The organism is Amycolatopsis regifaucium (assembly GCF_001613935.1).
GTDB classification, from domain to species: Bacteria; Actinomycetota; Actinomycetes; order Mycobacteriales; family Pseudonocardiaceae; genus Amycolatopsis; species Amycolatopsis regifaucium.
In genome coordinates, this window is the sequence record NZ_LQCI01000052.1 from 87433 (window position 1) to 107883 (window position 20451).

Genomic DNA, 20451 nt, shown 5'->3' on the forward strand with positions numbered 1-20451 from the left:
ATCACCCGAAACGGAAAGCGGACGACGTCACTGTGAAGCTCGAAGAGCGATCACCGAACGAGCGTGGACCGACAGCCGGTTCAGCGCAGACCCAGATCTCACTCAGGAGGAACTCCTGCGCTCATTTCTAGCCCACTGTCAACGACACTCGATCGAGGGCCCAGTTCATCTGACGCTCGAGCACGGCCCACTCCAACGTCGCCGTGGGTGTCACGAGCCGGACCACCTCCGTGCCGGGATCAACCGAGAGCACCTCGCGGCCCGTGGGGCTACGACGCTCACTCACATCGATCTGGTCGACAACGATCTCCACCGCTTTTCGCCGCAGGAATCGCACGGCGCCGACAAAGGGAACAAAATGGACCCGACCGGGCGACAACATGGCCTCGCCGGCCCACCACTTTTCGCTCAGCCCGTCGTGCGTACCGGTCACCACCCGGACTCTGCACTCGAGCCGGTCGACGCGTTGCAGACGTCTCGCCCGACGTCGCTGCAATATCACGCCAATACCAGCGGCGGTACCACCGCTGACAACGGCGACAATGAGAATGCGGATGATGTCGGACACCCCAAGCCTCTTTCCACGTTGCAATACTGCCGAGCACCATGCTGGCCGACAGACTGGAGCGGTGGAACCATCGGTGGCAAGGTCGGCGTGAATTGCTGTTCATGTCGAGAACGGAGGTCGTGCCGTTATCGACGCCGACTTCGGGACGACGCATCGTACGGCGTCCTGTCGAGGCGGCAGGCTGAGTCCGGCGAACCGGCCGGCTGAGCGCGATGTCCGACGGACCACTGTGGCCTATCCCGGTGACAGTGTCCGCGGGCACCTACGCGGGTTCGCGTCGACGAGGACCGCGTCGGGATCTGGGCCCCGGGGAACCTACCGCTCGCGTCCTATCGTCACGCGGTGACACGCTGACCAAGCCCTTGAACCGGCGCAGGCATTTGCCGCAGGTCCGCGGTGCGAGGGTGCGGATCGGCTAGTCATGCTCTGCCACTTCTGCGGGCCGCTGCCGTCGCGGTTCTCCGTGGTGGGCGCGTCATAATCGAGGCCGAAGCACTTGTTGTCGAGCGCGATCCGGTCACAAGGCAGGCCGTCACGGCCGGCAGGGCGCGCCCCGGTATCCGCGTGACGGCGCCGAGTCGTCCGCTGATCAAGGTTCCATCCCGTCATCGACGAAGATGGGCACGCACAGGATGACGGTCTTGAGCAGTCCACGTCGCGCGTCTACGGGCGGCATCCGGGGCAGCGAGCCTGCCCGTTCGGCTGGACTTCTGGGCCTTGGCGCCGCGGTGCGGGCGCGAAATCGTCGGGTGTGGCCTGTCGATCGACCTGTGAGGCGTGATGATGAGACGTTGCCGGACCGCGCTCGTGGCTTCACTGCTGCTGGTCATGGGAGTGGTCCCGGTCGCTTATGCCGAGGTCGCCGCGCATCCACGCCTGCTGCTCGACGCGGTGAAGCTCGGCCAGCTGAGGCAGCGGGCGCAGGCGAACGATCCCGCCTGGGTCGCGGTGCGCCGGAAATGTGACGGCTACGGTCCGGTGGAATGGCCTGATGGCAACGACTACCCCGGCGACAACGGGATCGGCGAGGGCTATCAGGGCGACGGGTACTTCGCGGCCATCGCGAACATCGGCCTGTGCTATCGCGTCGCGCAGACGGCTGATCCGGCGCGAGCGCAGGCGTATGGCGTGAAAGGGGTCGACGTCCTCGTGCACATGAGCGCGCCCGCCGGGGATCCGCACGCGCCGGATCCGCTGCGGGACGCCGGCTACGGCATCCGGTTCTTCGGTGTCGGGATGGCGCTCGGTTTCGATTGGCTCTACGACGCGATGTCACCGAGTGAGCGCACGAGGGTGTACACCGCGCTCGATCGCTGGATCGACGCCTTCGAAAGTGGCGGGTTCGGCCGCAATCATCCGCAGGGCAACTACTTCGCCGGTTACTACGCCACGAAAGCGTTGGCCGCGCTGGCGACCGAGGGTGATGATCCGCGTGCGCCCGCGCAGTGGGCGGATTTCACCGGCCGGGTGCATGAGCAGTTCGTTCAGCCGTACTACGCGGCGAACCTGACGGGCGGGGGCTGGCCCGAGGGGCAGCACTATGGCCCACTCGCGACGTTCAACATGCTGCTGCCGGTGGTGGCGGCCAAGACCGCCAAGGGTATCGATCTGGTGCACGGCTCCGCGCCGTTCGAGTTCGCCTCCGGTGCGGCGACCTGGTACCTGAACAACGTCTGGCCGAACCTGCGGCGTGTCGACGACCGGGGCACCATGCGCGAGCGGCCGGAGCCCGCCGCCGCGCCGGTTCCCGTCATCACGCAGTTGGCCGGGATGCTGCCGGTGTGGGGTGATCCGCGGGCGCCCGCGTTCCACCGGTTCGCTCGTGAGGTGCGTGCGGCCAATCCCGGCACGTCATCCGACGGCTTGTGGAGCGAGTTCCTGTTCTGGGACCCGAACGCGCCAGAGGCCGACTACCGGACCGGACCGCTCGCCTCGTACGCGCGTGGCATGGAGATGGCTTCAGTCCGTTCGTCGTGGGACGCGAACGCGACGATGGGTTCACTCAAAGCCGGTCCCTACACCAACAATCCGGATTCTTCGGAGGAGCTGTTCGACTCGGGCAGCCTGGCGGTCGCGCGGGGAAACCAGCCGTTCCTGGTCAACGCCACCGGGCAGCTCTTCCGCGGCAGTGCGGCGCCCGACGACTTCGTCTACAACGACAATTTCGGCTCCGCGTCGACCAGAGGTCTCTACAACGTGTTCTACACGGCCTCACCGACGCCGACCGGTCAAGGCACGAAGACGCGTGCCGACGGCGCCCGCACGCGGCTGAGTGCCTTCGACGCCGCGCAGGACTACGTGTTCATGCGGGCGAGCCAGCTGGAAGACATGTACCCGAGGGGCTCCGCCGCGCCGGCCATCTCGTCATGGACACGCGAAGTCGTTTATCTGCGGCCGAACCTGTTCGTCGTCCACGACCGCACGGCGACGGCCGATCCCGCGGTGGGCCAGTGGATGCGGTTCCACTTCGCCGGTGCGCCGACCCGCGTCGCCGATCCCGCGCCCGGTGTCAGCCGCTACGACATCGCGGGTGGCGGCTCGGTCAGCACGGTGCTGCCCGCCGGCCATCAGGAGCAGGTCACGCCCACCGTTTTCGGGGGCAGCGACGTCTCGCGCATCGACGTGAAGCCATCGGCCGCCGCCGCGAGCAACCAGTGGCTCACGGTGGTCGACGCGGGCGGCACCGCGCAGGCGAGCCGGGTCTCCGTGCTCGAGGGCGCCATACAGGGCGCCTTGCTCACCTCGCCCGATGGCACTTCCGCTGTGCTGAACCCGATCAGGGACACGCCCACCACCCCGATCCGGTACCGCCTCCCGGCGGGGACCACACGCAACGTCATCACCGGACTGGCGCCGGACACCTCCTTCGCGGTCACTACCAGGGCCGACGCGGACGGCGCGATCGTCGAGGTCACGCCGGGAACCGGACCGCGCACGACCCAGGCCGGGGTGCTCAGCTTCACCACGAACGAGAACTGTCAGGCTTCGCCGGGCGGTGGCGTGTTCGTGTCGAAGCCTTTCCCCGCTCGCTCGGGCACGTTCGGCGCAAGCTGGGAGGTGACCCCGCGGACGGCGACGGCCGACGGCGCGGTCGGGCTGGCACCGGCGGCGACCACCCGGTGGAGCGGGCTGGCAGCCATCGTCCGGTTCGGGGCCAACGGCACCATCGACGCCCGCGACGGAACCGACTACCCGGCCTCATCGGTCCGCTATGCCGAGGGGGTGACCTATCGCGTGCGAGTCGAGGTCGATGTCCCCGGCCGGCGGTACTCGGCCTGGGTACAGGCACCCGGTAGCGCCGAAGTTCTTCTCGCCCAGGGCTATCGGTTCCGCACCGAGCAGCAGGCCGCGACCAGCCTTGCCGCGTCGGTGGTCGCCAGCGACGGCGACCGGGTCCAGGCCTGCGGGTTCACGGTGCGTCCGTGAGGCAGAAAGCTTTGCGGGCCAGGTCCGCGGCGAGCGAACGGTCCTTGACGCCGAGCTTGGTCAAGATGACCGACACCTGGTTGCGCACGGTCTTCGAGCTGAGTCCGAGCTGCCGCGCGATCGCCGGATTGGGCAGGCCGGTGGCGAGCAGCTCCAGCACCTCGTGCTGCCTGCTGGTGAGCTGCGGGAACGGGTTCCGCACCGACTCTGGGTCGCCGAGCGCCGCGGTGACGTAGTCCGCGATCGTGGCATCGAAGTAGGCAGCCCCGGCGGCGACGGAGTGGACCGCGCGCACGATTTGCGAAGGCGGCGCGGTCTCCAGCAGATAGCCCAGCACGCCGGAGCGCATCGCCCTCAGCACCGAGACGTCGTTGTCGACCTCGGTGAACACGAGTACCGACGTGCCCGCGACGCCAGGCGGCGGACCCAGCCTGGCGTTGATGAGCAAGACATCCGGACGTAAGCGGGCTGTCTCCCTCGCCGCGTCCGGCCCGCTCATCACTTCGGCGAGAACACTGATCTCACCGGAGAGCGCCTCGCGCAAGGCTGCTCTGGCGTGCTGACGGTCGTCGGCCACCACGACGGTCGTCGCCATGTTTTCACCCCGTTCCTCGGCTCTGGACCGAGCTTCGCGGCCGGGCGCGCGCACGGGCAGGGGTATGCCGTATCCCTTGCCGCCCGGATTTCGGGATACACGTTGTGACCAGCGGAAATCGTCAGGCGCACGGCGGGGAGTACGTGTAGTCGCCGAACTGCTCGGCCCACTCCTGGCGCGTGATCGGGGTGCCGGACAGCTCGCAGATCCGCCTCGCCGCGGCCTCGATGTCGGTGTTCCAGAACCGGATGACGTGCTCGCCGGTCTCGGCCGCGATCCGCCTGCCGTCCGGGAGGAAGACGAGGTTGGTCACGGCCGCGCGCGGGCTTCGGAGTGCGGCGGTGAGCGCCGGGTGGCCTGGGTCTGTGACATCCCAGAGCCGGGTGTCGCGGTCGGTGCTGATCGTGACCAGAGTGCGATCGTCCGGGCTGAAGGCGACATACCCCAGCGGCCCGGCGTGCCCGGCGATCGTGGCCAGTTCCGAGCGGTCGGCCAGGTTCCACAGCCGCGCGTTGTGATCGAGGCTCACGGCGGCGAGCCTGCCCGCGTCCGAGCTGAACGCGACGCTCATGACGGCTTCGGTGAATCCGGACAGTTTCGCCACCTGCCGCGGCTTGGCGCGGTCGGCCAGATCCCACAGCCGGACGGTCCGGTCACTGTTCCCCGAAGCCAGCTGCTTGCCGTCGGCGCTGAAGGCCACCGCGTTGACGTTGCGGAAATTGTCGGTGAGGGTTGCCAGCTTGACGGGCGAGCGTGGATCGGTGACGTCCCACAGCATGAGGTCGCCGTTGTCGTCACCGGTGGCGAGTGTGCGGCCGTCCGGCGACCAGGCCACGGCGCTGGCCGTGTCCACGAAGCCGCGAAGCACGCCGAGCGTCACGGGGCGCGCCGGGTCGGCGAGATCCCAGAGCCGGACGGTCCGGTCTCGAGAGGAGGTGGCGAGCAGCCGGGCGCCCGGGCCGAACGCCGTACGCTCGACGTCTTCGGTGTGGCCGGACAGCGTCGACATCGGCGCCAGCCCCGACCAGTCCGTCCGCCAGAGCAGCACGCGCGCGTCCTGCCGGGCCGTGGTGGCGACGAGGCCAGAGCCCGCGTCGACGGAAACAGTCTGAAGTGGACTGTCGTGCCCCGCGCGGTTCGACACCGGGAGGTGCCATAGGTACGAGCGGCCCGCGCTGCTCGCGGTGGCGAGCACGCTGTCGTCCTCGCTGAACGCGAGCGCCCGCACCCGGTTCGGCTGGGTCAGCCGGGAGAGTTCTTGGCGTGAAGCGACGTCCATGAACCGGATGACGCCGTCATTCGCGCCGAGCGCGAGCCTCGTGCCGTCGCGGGTGAACGCCATACCTCGGACCAGCGCGTTGGGGCCGGGGAAGGAAGCAGGGGCGCCGATCTGTGTTCCGTCGACCGCGCAGAGCCAGAGCGAATGCGTTTCGTCGGCCAGCGCGAGCGTCCGCCCGTCACGGCTGAGCGTGAGCCCGCTGACCGGGCTGCCGAGCTTCGCGATCACCTGCGGCCGCGAGTCACGCGTGTCCCAGGCGATGACCTGCCCGTCCTCGCCGCCGGTGACGAGCAAGGGCGCCGTCTGGCTGAACTCGACGGTGTTGACCTCGCCGTCGTGCCCGCGCAGCGCGGTCAACTCGGCCGGATGCCGGGGATCGCTCACGTTCCAAAGCCTGGTCGGCTGCTCCGCGGTCGCGGTGGCGACCAGCGTCTTCCCGTCGGGGCTGAACCGGACGGCCCGCGCGCCCGGTTGCAGCGGCGCGAGCCATTCGGGACGGGCTGGGTCGGCGACGTCCCAGAGCGAGACGCCGCCGGACGCGGCCGTCGCCAGCAAGCGGCCGTCGGGACTGATCGCCAGGCCGGCGACCCGTCCGGCATTCGGCAGGGTCGAGGTCGGCGCGGCGTGTTTGCCGTCCCACAGCTGGATCAGGCCGTCGACCCCGCCGGTGACCAGCAGGTTCCCGTCCGCCCGCAGGGCGAGTGTGTCGAGCTGGTCGCCGCCGCCGTGCAGCCGGGTCGGGTACGGATCGGCGAACGTGCTCAGCAGCGCGCCGCGCGCGGCGGCGGTGTCGGCGATCCGGTACGCGGCCAGCGCCAGCTGCCCAGCCAACGACGGATCGGTGGCCAGCAGCGCGGCGGCGCGCTCTCCCGCCTGACGTGACGTCGCCTGGTCCCGCTCGGTCAACGCCTGCTGCCGCTGGACGATGGCGACACCACCGGCGATCGTGGTCAGCACGACGAAGACCGAAAGGGCGACGACCAATCGCCGCAGCCTGCGGACACCCTTGTGCTCTTCACGCTCACTCGCTGCCAGGAAGTCGCGCTCCAGCGCGGTCACCTCGTCGCGGTGCGCGCTCGCCCAGCTCCGCGCGCCCGCCAGCACGGTGCCCCGGTAAACGAGTGAGGTCGCGCGTTCGTGCTGGTCCCACGTCTCGGCGGCCTCGGTGAGCCGCTGGCGCACGCGCAATCCCACCCGGTCGGCGTCGAGCCAGCCACGCAGCCGGGGCCAGGCCCGCAGCAACGCCTCGTGGGTGATCTCCACCGTCGTGCGGTCGAGCACGAGCAGCCTGGCCGCCGCGAACGCCTCCATCGCGACCAGCGCGGCGTCCTGTTCGAGCAGTGACTCGCGGTCGGCGCGGCGGCGGGTGTCCCAGCCCTCGTCGCCTACGCGGACCAGCCGGAGCAACAGGCGCCGGGCGGCTTCTCTTCCCGTTTCGTCGAGCTGTGTATAGACGCGCTCGGCGGTTTCCGCGACGGCTCGGTTGATGCCACCGGTCAGTTCGTAGCCCGCGACGGTCAGCCGGTCCCCGTCGCGTTGCTGCCAGGTGGTGAGCAGCGCGTGGGACAGCAGCGGCAACGCACCCGGCTCGTAACCCGCTTCGGTGATGCCGAGGTCTCGCAGCAGCAGTTCGACCAGGCCCGGTTCGACGGTGAGTTTGGCCTTGTCAGCCGGACGGGTGATCGTCTCGACGACTTCTTCGCGAGTCATCGCGCCGACGGCGAACTGATTGCGCGTGACGACCGCCAGCAATTCGGGGTACGCCAGGCAATGCGGGTAGAAGTCGGCGCGGACACCCAGCACGGTCGGCGTGTCCGCGCCGCACAGTGCCTTGATGACCGACTCGCGTTCGGTTTCGGACTCGCAGAGCGTGAAGATCTCCTCGAACTGGTCGACGACCAGCACCAGCCGGGTCCCGCCGGTGCCGAGCGCCACCCGCAGTGCTTGGCCGAACGTGCCGTGGTCGATCGCCTCACGCAGGTCCGCTTCGGACGCGCCGAGCATTTTGGCGACGCCTTGGGCCAGCGCCTGCGCAGGACGCGCGGTCGGTGTGAGCAGCAGTACCGGCCAGCTCGCCGAACCGGTGGCGGGCAGCGCACCTCGCGCGATCGAGGGCACCAGCCCCGCCTTCAACAGCGACGACTTCCCGGCGCCGGACGCGCCGAAGACCGCGAGCGGCATGCCGTCCAGTGAACTCGCCAGCCTCGCGACGAGTTCGGCGGTGAGCCGCTCGCGGCCGAAGAACCAGCGCGCGTGCTCCGGCTCGAACGCCGCCAGCCCGCGATAGGGGCAGGCCGACTCGGACGCGACATCCGCCAGCTCGAGCAGGGTCCCCCGGGCGCCGAGCACCTCGTCGAGCCTGCGCGCCAGGTCGGCGGACGGCGGCTTGCGCTCATTCTCGACGTTGCTCAGATAGCTCTTGCTGTAGTGCGTCAACGTCGACAGCGCGGACAGCGAGAGGTCGTTGGCCCGGCGCAGGCGGCGTAACTCGGCGGCGAACCGGTTCACGGAAGTGAGGCTAGCGTCTTGTCGATGTTCTGGCTGACCTGGTTTCAAAGCACGCGGTCTCGCTTCGCCGTTCGGGTCGCCTTATGAGTCGTATGCGACTGTCACGTGCGAGCTGCTGCGTGGCCGACAAGCCGATGCTTCGACGGCACCGAATTGATCGGCCCAGGTCCGCTCAGGCCGTGGAAACAAGTCGGATGTCCCCCGCGGTTCGCCGTTTTCCGTATCGCCAGTTTCCGCAGCCGCGGCAGATCCTGACCTGATGATCATGGTCGGCCAAGCCCCACGATCTCGCCGACGAGCGTGTCTCCGACGGCCGGCAGTGACGCGTCGCCCGGCACCTTAGCCACACACGGTGGGAATATTAGCCACGAGTGCGAATCCGGGTGCTTGATCTCGCCCGGTGTCGCCACGGACGTCTGCGAGGCGGTCGCGGACGGCCTTCCCGAATGAAGAGCATCGCCATCCCGACGACCGCGCCTGGCCTGGTCCCCCTGCGACCAGCGCGGCCCAGCCAGCCGAACGCTTCGGCAATGCGGGCGGTGGTGAAGAACGCCAACACCAACGCCAGACCTGCCTGAAACAGTGCGATTGCCCAGGACCGCTTGTCGGGCGGGAACAAATCAGCGATCAACAAGTTGAACGCCCGATCTGCGGCATGACGGGACGTTGGCGAGGAGTGGCCCCGCTCGCTGATCCAGTGGCGCGGCGTCGTCAGGGTCAATAACTGTCACAGCTTGCCCTATTGGGCGATAATGAGACGTGACCGATGGGGTGGAACGAGCGCGGGACCGGCTTCCTGTTCTCAAGTGGTGGTGGGTAGCGGCTGCAGCTGCCACCGCAATTCTGCTGACAGGTGGGACGATCTGGCTATTGCTGGCCGTCCTGAGCAGACAACCGAGCACAGAGCACGCAAAAGCCCAGCTGGAGGCGATCCGTACCGCGCTGACCGTCGGCGTGGGAACCGGTGGGGCGTTCGCTCTGTGGATGGCCGCCCGCAGGCAGCGGTCCACAGAGATTCAACTGCACGAGAGTGCTAGGGCTGCGGAGGCCACTGAACTCGACTCGCGTGAGCGGCGGCTGACGGACCTCTACGTCCAAGCGGTGGAACAAATCGGGTCTGACAAGGCACCGGTCCGACTCGGCGGACTCTACGCACTCGAGCGGCTGGCGCGGGATGACGTTGGACGCCGCGCGGTTGTGATCAACGTGCTCTGTTCCTATCTGCGGATGCCTTATCTCGTCCCGGAGGAACTCAAGGACGGGCGATACCGGCTTCCTGCCGCTTCCGATGTGCGGCAGCACGAGGAGTGGCAGGTCCGGATCACCGCGCAGCACCTTCTCGCCGACCTGCTCCGGGACCAACCGTACGACCTGGATCTTCGTGGGGCGGTAAGGCGCTCTTTCAAGACGCCCGGTTCATCTCCACACCGAAGTTCATGGGCGCGACGTTCCACGACGAGGCGTGGTTCTTCGACACGTCCTTCGACATCGTCGTCCGAATGGAAGGTGTGGCCTTCCGCGACCGGGCTATCTTCACCCGTTGCGAGTTCCGAAAACTCTGTCTGAAGGATGCCAGTTTCGCTGGCGGCGCATACTTCACACAGTCGAAGTTCGCCGGCAAGGCGGACATGTCACAAACGACATTCAAGTCAGGCATCGAGTTCGAAGCCTGTGTACTCGACATGGACCGGTACACAGCCGAAGAGATGCAGAAGCGTGGCTGGGAGCCACCCGAGATCGATCTGACCGGTGCCACGGCGGATGTGGCCTCGCTCAATGAGCCGGCGAAGTTGCCCTCGGGCTGGCAGCTCAAGGGATCGGACATCGTCCGCGCGGCCACACCTGAGCCGAAGTCTTCTGTTGTACGGCGGTAGATGAGACGCCACGACGTCAATGAGCAAGTGAAGCCGGCTCCACAGACCCCTCGACACGCGGGCGTGCCCGCCACACCTCGCGTTCATCGAATTCGCGACCTGAGCGGTTGTTGGGGGCGGTCGGCTCACGCTTCATCGAGTTCATCGGCGGGGAGGCCCGGTTGACCCAGCCGTAACGTTCGGCGGTCTGCGGGTCGTACAGCTCGGCACCGAGCGCCACCTCCAAAGCGCGCTTGCGGCGGATCCGGCCGGCAAGCTTGACGATTGTCAGCTGTAAAACGTTCGTGTCGTCGGGTGTGTCCGGCCGCGAGTTCGTCAAAAGCGTCCGGTGGCGTCGAGCAGCCTGTCGGTGGGGAGGCCGCCTTCCGCCTTGTGCCGTTCGGCGAATTCGCGGATGAGCCTGTCCCGGTGTTCACCGTTCTCGCCGACCAAATGGCTCGCGACGATCGTCGCGGGCTGGTGCCCTTGAGCAGACCGGGTGCGCGCTGCGCGTGCGGACGTGGCTGCCGGTGAAAGTTCGACAGCAAGCACCAAGAAGGATCTTGATGACAGGTTGCGTTCAGGTGCTGAAAGAACGGTGAGCCGAGGTTGGGTCAGGTGAGGAAGGCCAGTAGTCCGGCAGCGGGGATCGTGTGAGCACCGTGTCGGTCCACCACCAGGTGAACCGATGGCAGCGCGAGCTGCCGTTCGAGGGCAGCCGGGTCGGTCAGTGCCGCTGCCGGGGTGTCGACCGTGGTACCACGGCGAAGACATGGCCCTCGGTCACACACGCCACGACGCGCGGACGGCCCCGTGACGGGTTGACGGTCTTCGTCGCAGGTCCGCTCGATGACGCCCGTGATCGCGCTCGCCGGGAGGCTTCGCTCGTGTCCACGAGGGAGCTGGCCGGGAACCGTCAACCTCAGCGTGGGGAGCCGATTACGAAACGCTCTCGTCGGCACGAAAACCGTTGCTCAGCGCGCGACAGCCGCGCCGCCGTGCCAGGTTTGGACCATGAGTGACTACCCGAACCATCCCGCTTCCACGGAGACCTCCACTGTGGCCGGTCGGGACCGCCCCGGCACGATCAACGGTGCCTTCTGGGCGTTCCTGGCCTCCGCGGTCATCGGACTGCTCAGCGGTGTCCTGGCCTTCGCCAACAAGGACGCCTTGGTCGAAGCCACCAGAAACGCGAACAGACAAGGCGGGGCTCAGCTCACCGAAGCCCAGATCGATCAGGCCGCCACCTTCATCATCATCGTCGGACTGGTGATCGCGGTCGCGTTCGCGCTGTTGTACCTGCTGTTCGCGGTGAAACTCCGGGCCGGCCGGAACTGGGCACGGATCGTCCTCACCGTCCTTACCGCGCTCCAATTGATCTCAGTCATCTTCAGTACCAACACCATTATGGGCTACCTCAGCGTTCTGGCCGCCGTTGTCGGTGTCGTGCTGTCGTTCACCACTCCGTCCAACGAATACATCGCCGCGACCAAGGTCGCGCGCTGAGCACCTTCGGCGCAGCGGTGCCGTGACAGCACCGCGCACCAACGAGTTCGAGGGAGGGTGTGCTGCCCCTGCGACGGGGTGGCACACCCTCCCTCGACGCTGTGCCGTGACGGGCGAAGGAAAACGGTTGTTCACCAGCCGAGTGGATAGCGTTCGACTTCCAGATGCGGTTCGGGGTCGTTCTGGTACCGCGTCACCACGAACAGTCTTTTCCGGTCGGCCGACCAGGAAAGGCCACGCGGCTGTACCGTCTCGCCGCCGTCGAGCGCGATGGAGTTGACCGGGGTCACGCCGCCCACCTCATAGATGAGCACATCGGCGGCGTCCGTGGTCAGCGCGCCCGCTGCCAGATGCCGGTCGTCGGGCGACAGGCTGACCGCGACCGGACGTGGCCGGGCCGCGTAGGCGCCACGGCGAGCCAAGTCCGCCGAGGCGAAGGCTTCCACCCGGTCACGGCCGCCCGCCGCGCTGTAGAGCGTCGCCCCGTCCGCGGTGATGTCGGTGTCGTACAGTCCGGCGCCGACGACGTCGCCGGTGGCACCGGCGCTCAGCTCGCCGCCGGACACGCCGTACACCTGCACCATGGATTGGCTCAGTGACAACTGTCCCGCCACCAGCGGGCCGTTCGCCCCGCCGGCGGCACTCAGCAGTGGCGCGCGCTGATAGCGCACATCCTTCTGCTGGTCACCGGAAACCGGCGTAGCCGCGGCCGGGTCGAGCTTGCCGATCTTGCCCGACCAGGTGCCGTCGACGCAGCCATAGCCGAACCAGATCAGGTCACCGGTCCTGGCCAGATGGGTCGGGCAGGTTCCGGCGCCGGTCGGATGCCGCGCCGTTTCGGTCAGGGTCGCGGTGTCGATCACCGAGATCGCGTCCCCGGCGGACAACGCGGCGTACAGCTTGGTGCCGTCCGCGCTCAGTACGAGTCCGTCGGCGCCCAGCTGGTTCGGGATCGTATGGCGGACCCGGCCGGTGAAGTCCGCCACCACGATGCCGTTGCCGGCGCCACCGCCGGAGACGAAGACCCGCTCGTGCGCGTCGTCCACCACGACGTCGCCGAACCCCGGCAGCGGCAGTTCCTGTCCCGCCGACGCGGCGGGTGCCGCGACGACCGAAACCGTCATCGCCACCACCGCGCCCAACCCGGCCAGCACATTCCGTCTCATCGTCATGCCCTCCCTCGGTTTCCTCGGCGGGCCCCAGGCCCCGCCGAACGGTCTTCGCCCCGGAAGCGTCGCGCTCTAGATCTTGCGATCCATCGACCGGAACTCTGTCGCCAGGCGTTCGCCGTAGGTCCCCTCCTCGGAATCCCACAGCGCGGTGAAACACAGCGCCGAAAGACCGGTCCCGGCGAGTTCGTCGATCAGGGCATCGGTGAAAAGCACGGGCTTTCCCGGCTGCTGCGTCAGCGTGAAGGCACCGAGACCTTCGACGTCCTTCGCCCGGAAAACGTACGAGCGGATCTCTTGGAGTCTGCCACTGCTGCGGAAATAGGCGATCTCCGACTCGTCTTCGTCCAGTGCGTCCACGACGGTGGTGCAGTTGAACACCGACACCCGGAAGCCGTCACCTTCCAGCGGAAGGATCTCTCCGTACGGTTCGAGCAACGGCCCCACCTTTTCGATGGCCTCGTCCCGCAGCATCAACCGGTCCGACCCGCTCCATGGAAAGTACGTGAACTCGTCACTGGTCTGGGCACCTCTGCTGTCCTCGGTGACCAGCTCCATCTTCACCGGTTCCCACGAGGATGCCCTCGATGTCCCGTCGAAGCGCAGGCGTTTGAAATCATCTGAATCGACCGGATTGATCCAGTGATACCCGTCGAGTGGATCGGTCCAATAGATTCGCACGGTCATCCGCCCTTCTTCGGGAATTGACGCCCGGAGTTCAGCGCCTCTTTGATATCCGCCAGGATATCGAACACTTCCTCCTTGTTCCGTGCAGCGGTGAGCTTCTCGGTGATGTATCGGTAGTAGCTGTCCCGGAACGTCTGATTGTGCGGTGTCCGGGACGAGCCCAAGGCGGCCGCCGTCTTGGCGTTGTGCGGCAGGTTGATCCCGTTCTCCGCGTCGTTGATGCCTATTCCGGCGTCATCGAGGACGTCACGGGCCTCCTTGGCCTTCGGCGAGCCGTGCGGCACGATGTGGTGCGATTGCTCACCCGTTCGCCGGAACTCACCCTGCTTCTCCAGTGCCCGGTTGAGTTTGCAGCTCTCCCCCGCGTTGTGGACCAGCAGTTCTTCGCTGCCGACGGTGACGTAGTAGGTGTGGACGTCTTCGACGGTGAGGTTGTGTACCTTCTGCCGCTGGGTCCACGCCCGGGTCGAGACCACGGCGAGGCGCCTGCCGTCGTCGGTGCGCACCTGGTCACCGGAGCGGAGATCCTTGGCGTTGACCCAGCGGCCCTGCTGGTCGGCCCAGAACGGGTGCTCGTCGGTGGCGATCACGACGCCGCTCGAGCCGGTGAGGTCCCCGCCGTCGGTGTCGACGGTGACCTCGACGAGGTTCTTGCTGCCCTCTCCGTCGATGACCGCGGTCACCGGTTTGGCGACCGTGTCACCGCTTTCGGGGTCCGTGGCCAGCACGTGGTCCCCGACCTGGACGTCTTCGATGGGTTTGCGGGTGCCGTCGGCCATCGTCACCGCGGTGCCCGGCACGAAACTGTTGCAGCCCGCCGCCTTCGACGCTCCGCCACCGGAGCCCTTGGCGGCGCTGGTGCCGCCCCCGTTGGCGGCCTGACCGCCGCCGGAGCCACTGCCGGACGACTTCTTCCCGGTCGACGCCGTGCCGCCCGCCTTGCCACCGCCCGCTCCTGACGGCTTGCCCGCGCTGTCGGCACCCGCTTTGGGCGCGGGTTTCGGTGCGGGCGCGGTCTTCGCGCCATTGGCGCCCGCGTCCGCCGACTTGCTCGCCGTCTTCGCCGCGGTTTGACCGGCGTCGGCGGCCTTAGTGGCGCCCTGCGCCGCCTCGGCCCCCTTGACCGCGTACTTACCCGCCTTCACCGCCGTGGCACCCCAGCCGGCGAACGGGATGGCCGAGGCCGCCGACAGCGCCGCGTTGGCGTGGTCGCCCTCGGCGGCGTACCAGGCGGCGTTGGCCAGGTCCGCCGCCTCGCCCACGACGGGGATGACCCCGGCGACGTCGAGTGCGGCGTGGCCGATCTCCTTCGCGTTGTCCTTGACCCAGTCCACCGCGTCGTCGAACCAGCCGTGCCCGTCGATCTCCACCTGGGACAGCGGGTTCCCGGCGCCGAAGGTGTAGCGGTTGTTGGTCCACGGGTCGGTCGTCATCGACAGGTCGGCGAGCGCGCCGTTGTAGAGGTCGAGGGTGAGGAACCGGTTCAGTCCCGGCGAATAGTCCCGGAAGCCCATGTCGTAGGTCCCGGTCGACTTGTCATGCCGGGCGGTGTTGAACCGATAGGAGTTCTCCTCCGCCTTGTCCGGATCGGCCTGGTCGGGCTTGTCTTCCCCGGAGAACTCCTTCTCGTCGTCCTTGCCGTAGGCGGTGTAGCCGTAGGTGGACTTGGTGTCGCCCTGTGCGTTGGTGACCTGTTCGACGTCGGAGTGCGGGTTGAACCCGTATACCGCGTCCTCCTCGGTCCCGTCGTCCTTGTACTTGATCTGCGCCAGCAATTCGCCGTCGGCCCCGTACTGGTATGCCTTGCGCAGCTTGCCGTTCTCTTCCTCGGTCAGTACCTGGTCGGACAGGCCGAGGTGGTGGTACGCGGTGGTCTTGTCCCCCACCTTCTTCGTCTGCTGCCGGTCGAGCGGGTCGTAGGTGTAGGTGGTGCTCTTCGGCCCGCGACCGTCGTCCTTGACGTGCTCCTTCTTGCGGTCGAACCCGTCGTAGGTGTACTTCTCCAGTTCCTTGCCCGACTGCGTGACCCTGGTCAGCTTGCCGAAGGCGTCGTAGTCGTAGACGGCTTTCTGCCCGTCGGTGGTGGTGGAGAGCAGCCGGTTGCGCTGGTAGTCGAACGTCGTGCGCTTGCCGCCGACCTCCTGCTCCCACACATTGCCGTTGTCGTCGTGCTTGTAGCTCTCCTTGCGTTCCCCGTCGGTGCCGTTCTTGGTGACCTCACGGACCCGGTCCCGCGGGTCGTACCGATAGCCGGCGTCGGTGTCGATCGTCGCGCCGTGGTCGTCCGCGTTCTGGGTGCGGCCCTTGTCCTTGGTGCGGTTGGAGTTCGAGTCGTACTCCAGGTTGTGCTCGCTGACGACCGGGCCGTTGTCCTTCTTGCGCTCGACCTGGGTCCGCAGCAGGCCGTCGAGGTAGTAGGAGTACTTGACGACGTTGCCGTTGCTCTTGACCTGCTGTTCGACGTGGCCGCGTTTGGTGTAGCCGAACGTGGTGACCTTGCCCGCGTCGCCGTCGTCACGCTTGTTCGTGATCTTCTCGACCTGGTCGAGCGGGTTGTAGTCGTACAACGAGGTCTTGCCGTCGAATTTCGCGGACTTGAGGTTGGCGTTTTCGTCGTAGGTGTAGGCGGTGCTGTGTGCGACCTTGCCGTCGTTCACCTCTTCGACCAGCTCGGCCAGGTTCACCGCGTCGTACCGGACACGGTAGGTGTCGATCGGGGTTTCCGGCGAGGAGTCGGTCAGCTCGATCAGGTTGTCGTTGGCGTCGTAGCGGTGGGCGAAGGTCTTCTTCTCCACGTCGACGTCCGCGCTGTTGTCGCGTACCAGCTGTACGGCGTCCGCGGCGACCGTGCCGCCGGCCTGGCCGGACAGGGTCACGTTCCGCACCTGTCCCGCCGACATCGGGTACTTGCCGATGCTGACCCATTCCCCGGCCCGGGTGGTCTGGTCCACTTTGCTGGTGGTCGCGCCGTTGTTGTGCTCGACGGTGTAGGCGGCGTCGGTGGCGGTCGCTCGCGGATAGCGCACCAGCACCTCGTAGGTGCCGTCGGCGGGTACCGGAGCCTTCCAGGTGAAGGACGAGCCGGGGCCGCGGCCGTCCCCGGTCCGGTATTGCGCGCCTTGGAAGCCCTTGTCCGAGTCGGCCGTGGCCCAGTCGCCGGTGGCCTGGGTGCGCTCGGGGTTGGCGTTGTCGGCGACGACCACGGCGCGGCCGACCGGAACACCTTCGTCCGAGCGGGTCTTCAGCTTCCCGTCCGGGAAGTAGTCCCACGTCTGCACCCGGTTCGCGCCACCGCCGGCGCTGGTCAGTGTCCGGTTGGCCTGCTGACCGAGGGCCGTGTAGTCGTAGCTGGTCTTGATGTCCCACTGGTCGACCGATTCACGCAGCCAGCCGTTGTCGTAGTAACTCATCTTGGTGACGTTGCGAACCTGTTCACCGTGCGACGGGGGCGCGCTGACCTCCTTGACCCTGCCGACCTCGTCATAGGTGGTGATCGTGCTGACCGGCGTGCGGTGTTCGGCGTCGGCCGGGTCGTACGGCAGGATCTCCTCGCGGACCCGGTTCAGCTCGTCGTAGACGGTTTCGGAGACGAAGTCGTTCGCCTCACCCGGCGTGTCCACCCCACGGGGGTTGACCGTCCTGGTCAGGTTTCCGACCTGGTCGTACTCATACCGGGTGGTGAAATACCGCAACCCGTTGTCGTTGCTGTGCGGCGACCGCACCTCGGTCTGCATGGCCCGCTCGTCGAGGGTGATGAGGGTCTTCTGGCCCTCCTCGTCGACGCTGGCCACGACGTTGCCGTCCCGGTCGTACTCGGTGCTCACCGTGTTGCCGTTCGCGTCGGACGTCGCCACGACCTGGTGGTTCAGATCGAAGCGGTACTTGGTGGTGTAGTCGGCCGGGTCGGGGGTCTTGTTCTTCCGGGCGTCGGCGTGCGTCACGAGGTTGCCCACGTCGTCGTAGCTCGCGGTGACCTGCCCGCCCTTCACGTCGGTCGCCCGCACGATCTGGTTCAGCTCGTCGTAGACGAAGGTGTAGGTGAAGTCTCCGGGGTCGTTCGCGGTGAGGACGCCCTTGGGTTCGGTCTGCTTGATCAGATTGCCGACGGCGTCGTAACCGAAGGTGGTGATCTTCTCCGGGCCGTCAGGCGTGTCCTTCGGGGCGTGGACGGCGACACGCCTGTCCATCTCGTCGAAGGTGGTGCGGGTGACCGCGCCATTGGCCGCCGTACTGGTCACCACGTTGTCGTTGCGGTCGTAGCGCGGGCCGGGCGTGACGATGTAGGCACCCGCCGCCTGATCCTTCGGCTCCTTGGTGTCGAGCGGCCGCTTGAAGACGTCGTAGGTGTAGGTGCTGGTCTTCCCGCGCGCGTCGGTGATCCAGACGACGTTGCCGATCTGGTCGTAGCGGTAGAGCGACGCGCAGCCCAGCGGGTCGGTGATGACCCGCGGATACCCGTTGGGGTCGTAGTCGCCGTAGACGGTGGTGCGTCCGTTGGCGTCGGTCTGGTTGATGAGGTGACCGAAACCGTCGTAGGAGTACCTTGCGGTGTAATCGCCCTGCTGCGGCGTGGCGTTGCCCTTCGGGTCGGTGACCGCGACCAGATTTCCCTTGTCGTCGTAGACGAAGGTCCACTTGCGCCCTTCGGGGGTGGTCTTGTCCGTCAGGTCGGCGACGTGACCGTTCAAGTCGGTGCGATACCCGAGCCGGGTCGCCGGGCCACCCGCCCGGTTGGCCTCGGCGTCCTTGATCTCCAGCGGATACCCGGTCTTCTGGTCATAGACCCAGCTCTGCGTGGCGCCGTTGTTCTCGACCAGCCGGATGACGTTGTTGTCCTCGTCCCAGTGCGCGAGGGTCTTCTCGTTCTTCGCGTTGACGATCCGTTCCGGACGGCCGTAGCCGTCGATCAGTGTCTTGCTGGTCTTCCCGTTGCCGTCGACGAACGTGGATTCGATCTTCGATCCGGTGTCGCCGTCGGCATCGGCGTAGTCGAAGCTCATCGGGGAGGCGCGGCGGTCGGTGACCGTGCGCACGTTCCACCTGCGCTGTGTGTCACCGGCTTCGGTGAAATAACCGATCCGGGTGGTGTGCCCGTTCGGATCGACGACGGACGTCAGTTTGACGTAGTTCTCGTCGTAGAAGAACGTGAACGGTTTCGCGTCGGGGGTTCCCGCGCCGTCGACGACCTCGCCGAGCGCACCGCGGTCGGTATAGGTGAAGTTCACGACGCGCCCGGAGACGTCGGTGACCGACTTGAGCTTGTCGATGATGAAGAGGTTGTCGAGGTTGGTGCCGGTCAGCTTCTTCCCGCCGAGGATGTAGGAGAACGCGTCACCGCGCTGGTAGTAGTCCAAGGTGAGGGTGCGACGACCGGTGGCGTCGGTGACGTGTTTGAGCACCCCGGTGTTGCGGTTGCCCAGCAGCGCGCGCTCATAGGCGAACGACATGGTGTTGCCGTTCTTGTCCACAGTGGACGTGTGATAGCCCTGGGAATCGAAGAAGAACTTGGTGCGCTCGGGCGTGGTGAACACCCAGCGGCGTTCGTCGGCGCCTCCCGGGAGATACTGCAGGTACAGGTGCACGCCCGCCGGGCTGTCGTAGGTCCATTTCGCCGAGTCGGCGGAGTTGTTCTTGTTCAACTCGAAGACGTGGCTGGTTCCGTCACCGTCCACCAGGGTCACCGTGGTCGGCCAGCCGAGCAGACCGGGCAGCAGCCCGCCGAATTCCAGCGGTGTACCGAGCCGGTTCAGCGTCGACGCGGTGACCGACCAGCCGTTGCCGGCATAGGAATCCGAGGTGTCGGCGCTGTTGCTGCTCAGGCGCAGGAAGCTGGCCAGCCCCCGGCTGGGGTTGCTCAGCACGTCGAGGTTCCACACGGCGTTGCCGGAGAACTGGTTGACCGACACGGATCCCCCGGCGCCGGTGGGCACTCCGACGTAGGAGTAGAACTGCTCCAGCCCGAGCTGGTCCGACGTCGGACGCTCGACCCGCACCGGCTGATCCAACGTCGGCACCCCGGCCGTCTGCGACAGCCACTTGCGCGTCGAGTTGTCGTAGACGTCCCAGCGCAGCACGAACTGCTCACGCTCGTTGCCGGTATCGGCCAGCGCCGGCGCCTTGACCTTCGCGTCCAGTGCCACGGAGGCGCCGGGGGCGAGGTTCGCGGGCAACGGCGTGTCGACGCGGTTCCCCAGGGTGGCGTCTTGGCCGTCCGGCAGTTCCCACCGATAGGACAGCACGTGTTGTCCGGCGACCAGCGGGAATTTCACCGTGTTGGTCACGGTGACCCGCACCGGATGGACGTCGCCGGGGATCATCCGCCGCGCCGTGTCCGGCGCCGAATAGGCCGCCGACGCGGCCTGCCCGGCCACCGGCCTCGTCAAAGGTGCCTGCGCCTGCGCCGCTCTCGTCTCCGGAGGGGCGGCCGTCTGCGGACACCGCGGCGACGGCGGCGCCGCCACCCGCGGTGCCGGTTCCGCGGCCACGGCGACGGCGGGCGCGGACAAACCGACCACACCCGCGAACACGATCGCGGTCAATGACAGGACAGCGCCGAAACGGACTGGTTTCCCCATGATCCCCAGTTCCCTTCACCCGCGGAAAAGCGGGCGCGATCAACCACCGCTCGACCAAGCGATGCGGCGATCGGTGAAATAAGCTCGTGTGGTCATCCCCAGCAAGCGCCCCGCGGCGTCTTCACGACGCGCCCCCAGCCCCGACGTGCCCACAATGGAGCACCGGCCTCAGTCAAGCACTGGACGGCGAAGATCGGAATAGTCCGAACAGGTGGCTGCCAGGCGAGTCAGCCAATCCGTGCACCGGCGTCGAGGCAACAGAATCGATTCCCGTGAAATTATCCT

At 67.3% G+C, this 20451-nt stretch carries 11 protein-coding genes; 3 read left to right on the top strand and 8 right to left on the bottom strand.

From position 1 onward, the window contains the following. Nucleotides 1-127: 127 nt before the first annotated feature. Nucleotides 128-568: a hypothetical protein gene (locus AVL48_RS36055; RefSeq protein WP_061981034.1), complete on the bottom strand. Its 441-nt coding sequence runs from the start codon at nucleotides 566-568 to the stop codon at nucleotides 128-130. 780 nt (nucleotides 569-1348) lie between these two features. On the opposite strand from AVL48_RS36055, the gene AVL48_RS36060 reads away from it, so the two are divergent. After that, on the top strand, nucleotides 1349-3994 hold the full coding sequence (locus AVL48_RS36060) for a hypothetical protein (RefSeq protein WP_143104699.1): 2646 nt from the start codon (nucleotides 1349-1351) through the stop codon (nucleotides 3992-3994). On the opposite strand, the gene AVL48_RS36065 is transcribed toward AVL48_RS36060, so the two are convergent. Next, on the bottom strand, nucleotides 3978-4589 hold the full coding sequence (locus tag AVL48_RS36065; RefSeq protein ID WP_061981032.1) for a LuxR C-terminal-related transcriptional regulator: 612 nt from the start codon (nucleotides 4587-4589) through the stop codon (nucleotides 3978-3980). The two genes, AVL48_RS36060 and AVL48_RS36065, sit on opposite strands and share 17 nt — an antisense overlap. A gap of 121 nt (nucleotides 4590-4710) precedes the next feature. Next, nucleotides 4711-8376, bottom strand: coding sequence for an nSTAND1 domain-containing NTPase (locus tag AVL48_RS36070; protein WP_061981031.1), 3666 nt, complete (start codon nucleotides 8374-8376; stop codon nucleotides 4711-4713). Nucleotides 8377-9812: 1436 nt separating this feature from the next. Here AVL48_RS36070 and AVL48_RS36080 point away from each other — a divergent pair. Then, on the top strand, nucleotides 9813-10250 hold the full coding sequence (locus AVL48_RS36080; protein ID WP_061981029.1) for a pentapeptide repeat-containing protein: 438 nt from the start codon (nucleotides 9813-9815) through the stop codon (nucleotides 10248-10250). A 16-nt stretch (nucleotides 10251-10266) separates the two neighbouring features. Here AVL48_RS36080 and AVL48_RS39895 read toward each other — a convergent pair whose 3' ends face one another. Further along, nucleotides 10267-10569, bottom strand: a complete 303-nt coding sequence (locus tag AVL48_RS39895; RefSeq protein WP_061981028.1) for a hypothetical protein — start codon at nucleotides 10567-10569, stop codon at nucleotides 10267-10269. After that, a complete protein-coding gene (locus AVL48_RS40420) occupies nucleotides 10566-10781 on the bottom strand; it encodes a hypothetical protein (RefSeq protein WP_244162446.1) in 216 nt (71 codons plus the stop codon). Before AVL48_RS40420 ends, AVL48_RS39895 begins: the two co-directional genes overlap by 4 nt. Before the next feature lie 462 nt (nucleotides 10782-11243). Between AVL48_RS40420 and AVL48_RS36090 the strand changes: the two genes are divergently transcribed. Next, nucleotides 11244-11735 (top strand): hypothetical protein, encoded by a 492-nt coding sequence (locus AVL48_RS36090; protein ID WP_061981027.1) that lies wholly within the window; start codon nucleotides 11244-11246, stop codon nucleotides 11733-11735. Between the two features lie 131 nt (nucleotides 11736-11866). Here the strand turns inward: AVL48_RS36090 and AVL48_RS36095 are convergent, their stop codons facing one another. The 3 genes from AVL48_RS36095 to AVL48_RS36105 form a co-directional block, all read right to left on the bottom strand. After that, complete coding sequence (locus AVL48_RS36095) at nucleotides 11867-12907, bottom strand: YncE family protein (protein ID WP_061981026.1); 1041 nt, start codon at nucleotides 12905-12907, stop codon at nucleotides 11867-11869. Nucleotides 12908-12976: 69 nt separating this feature from the next. Beyond that, nucleotides 12977-13591, bottom strand: a complete 615-nt coding sequence (locus tag AVL48_RS36100) for a hypothetical protein (protein WP_061981025.1) — start codon at nucleotides 13589-13591, stop codon at nucleotides 12977-12979. Then, complete coding sequence (locus tag AVL48_RS36105) at nucleotides 13588-20166, bottom strand: golvesin C-terminal-like domain-containing protein (RefSeq protein WP_143104698.1); 6579 nt, start codon at nucleotides 20164-20166, stop codon at nucleotides 13588-13590. Before AVL48_RS36105 ends, AVL48_RS36100 begins: the two co-directional genes overlap by 4 nt. Nucleotides 20167-20451 lie beyond the last annotated feature (285 nt).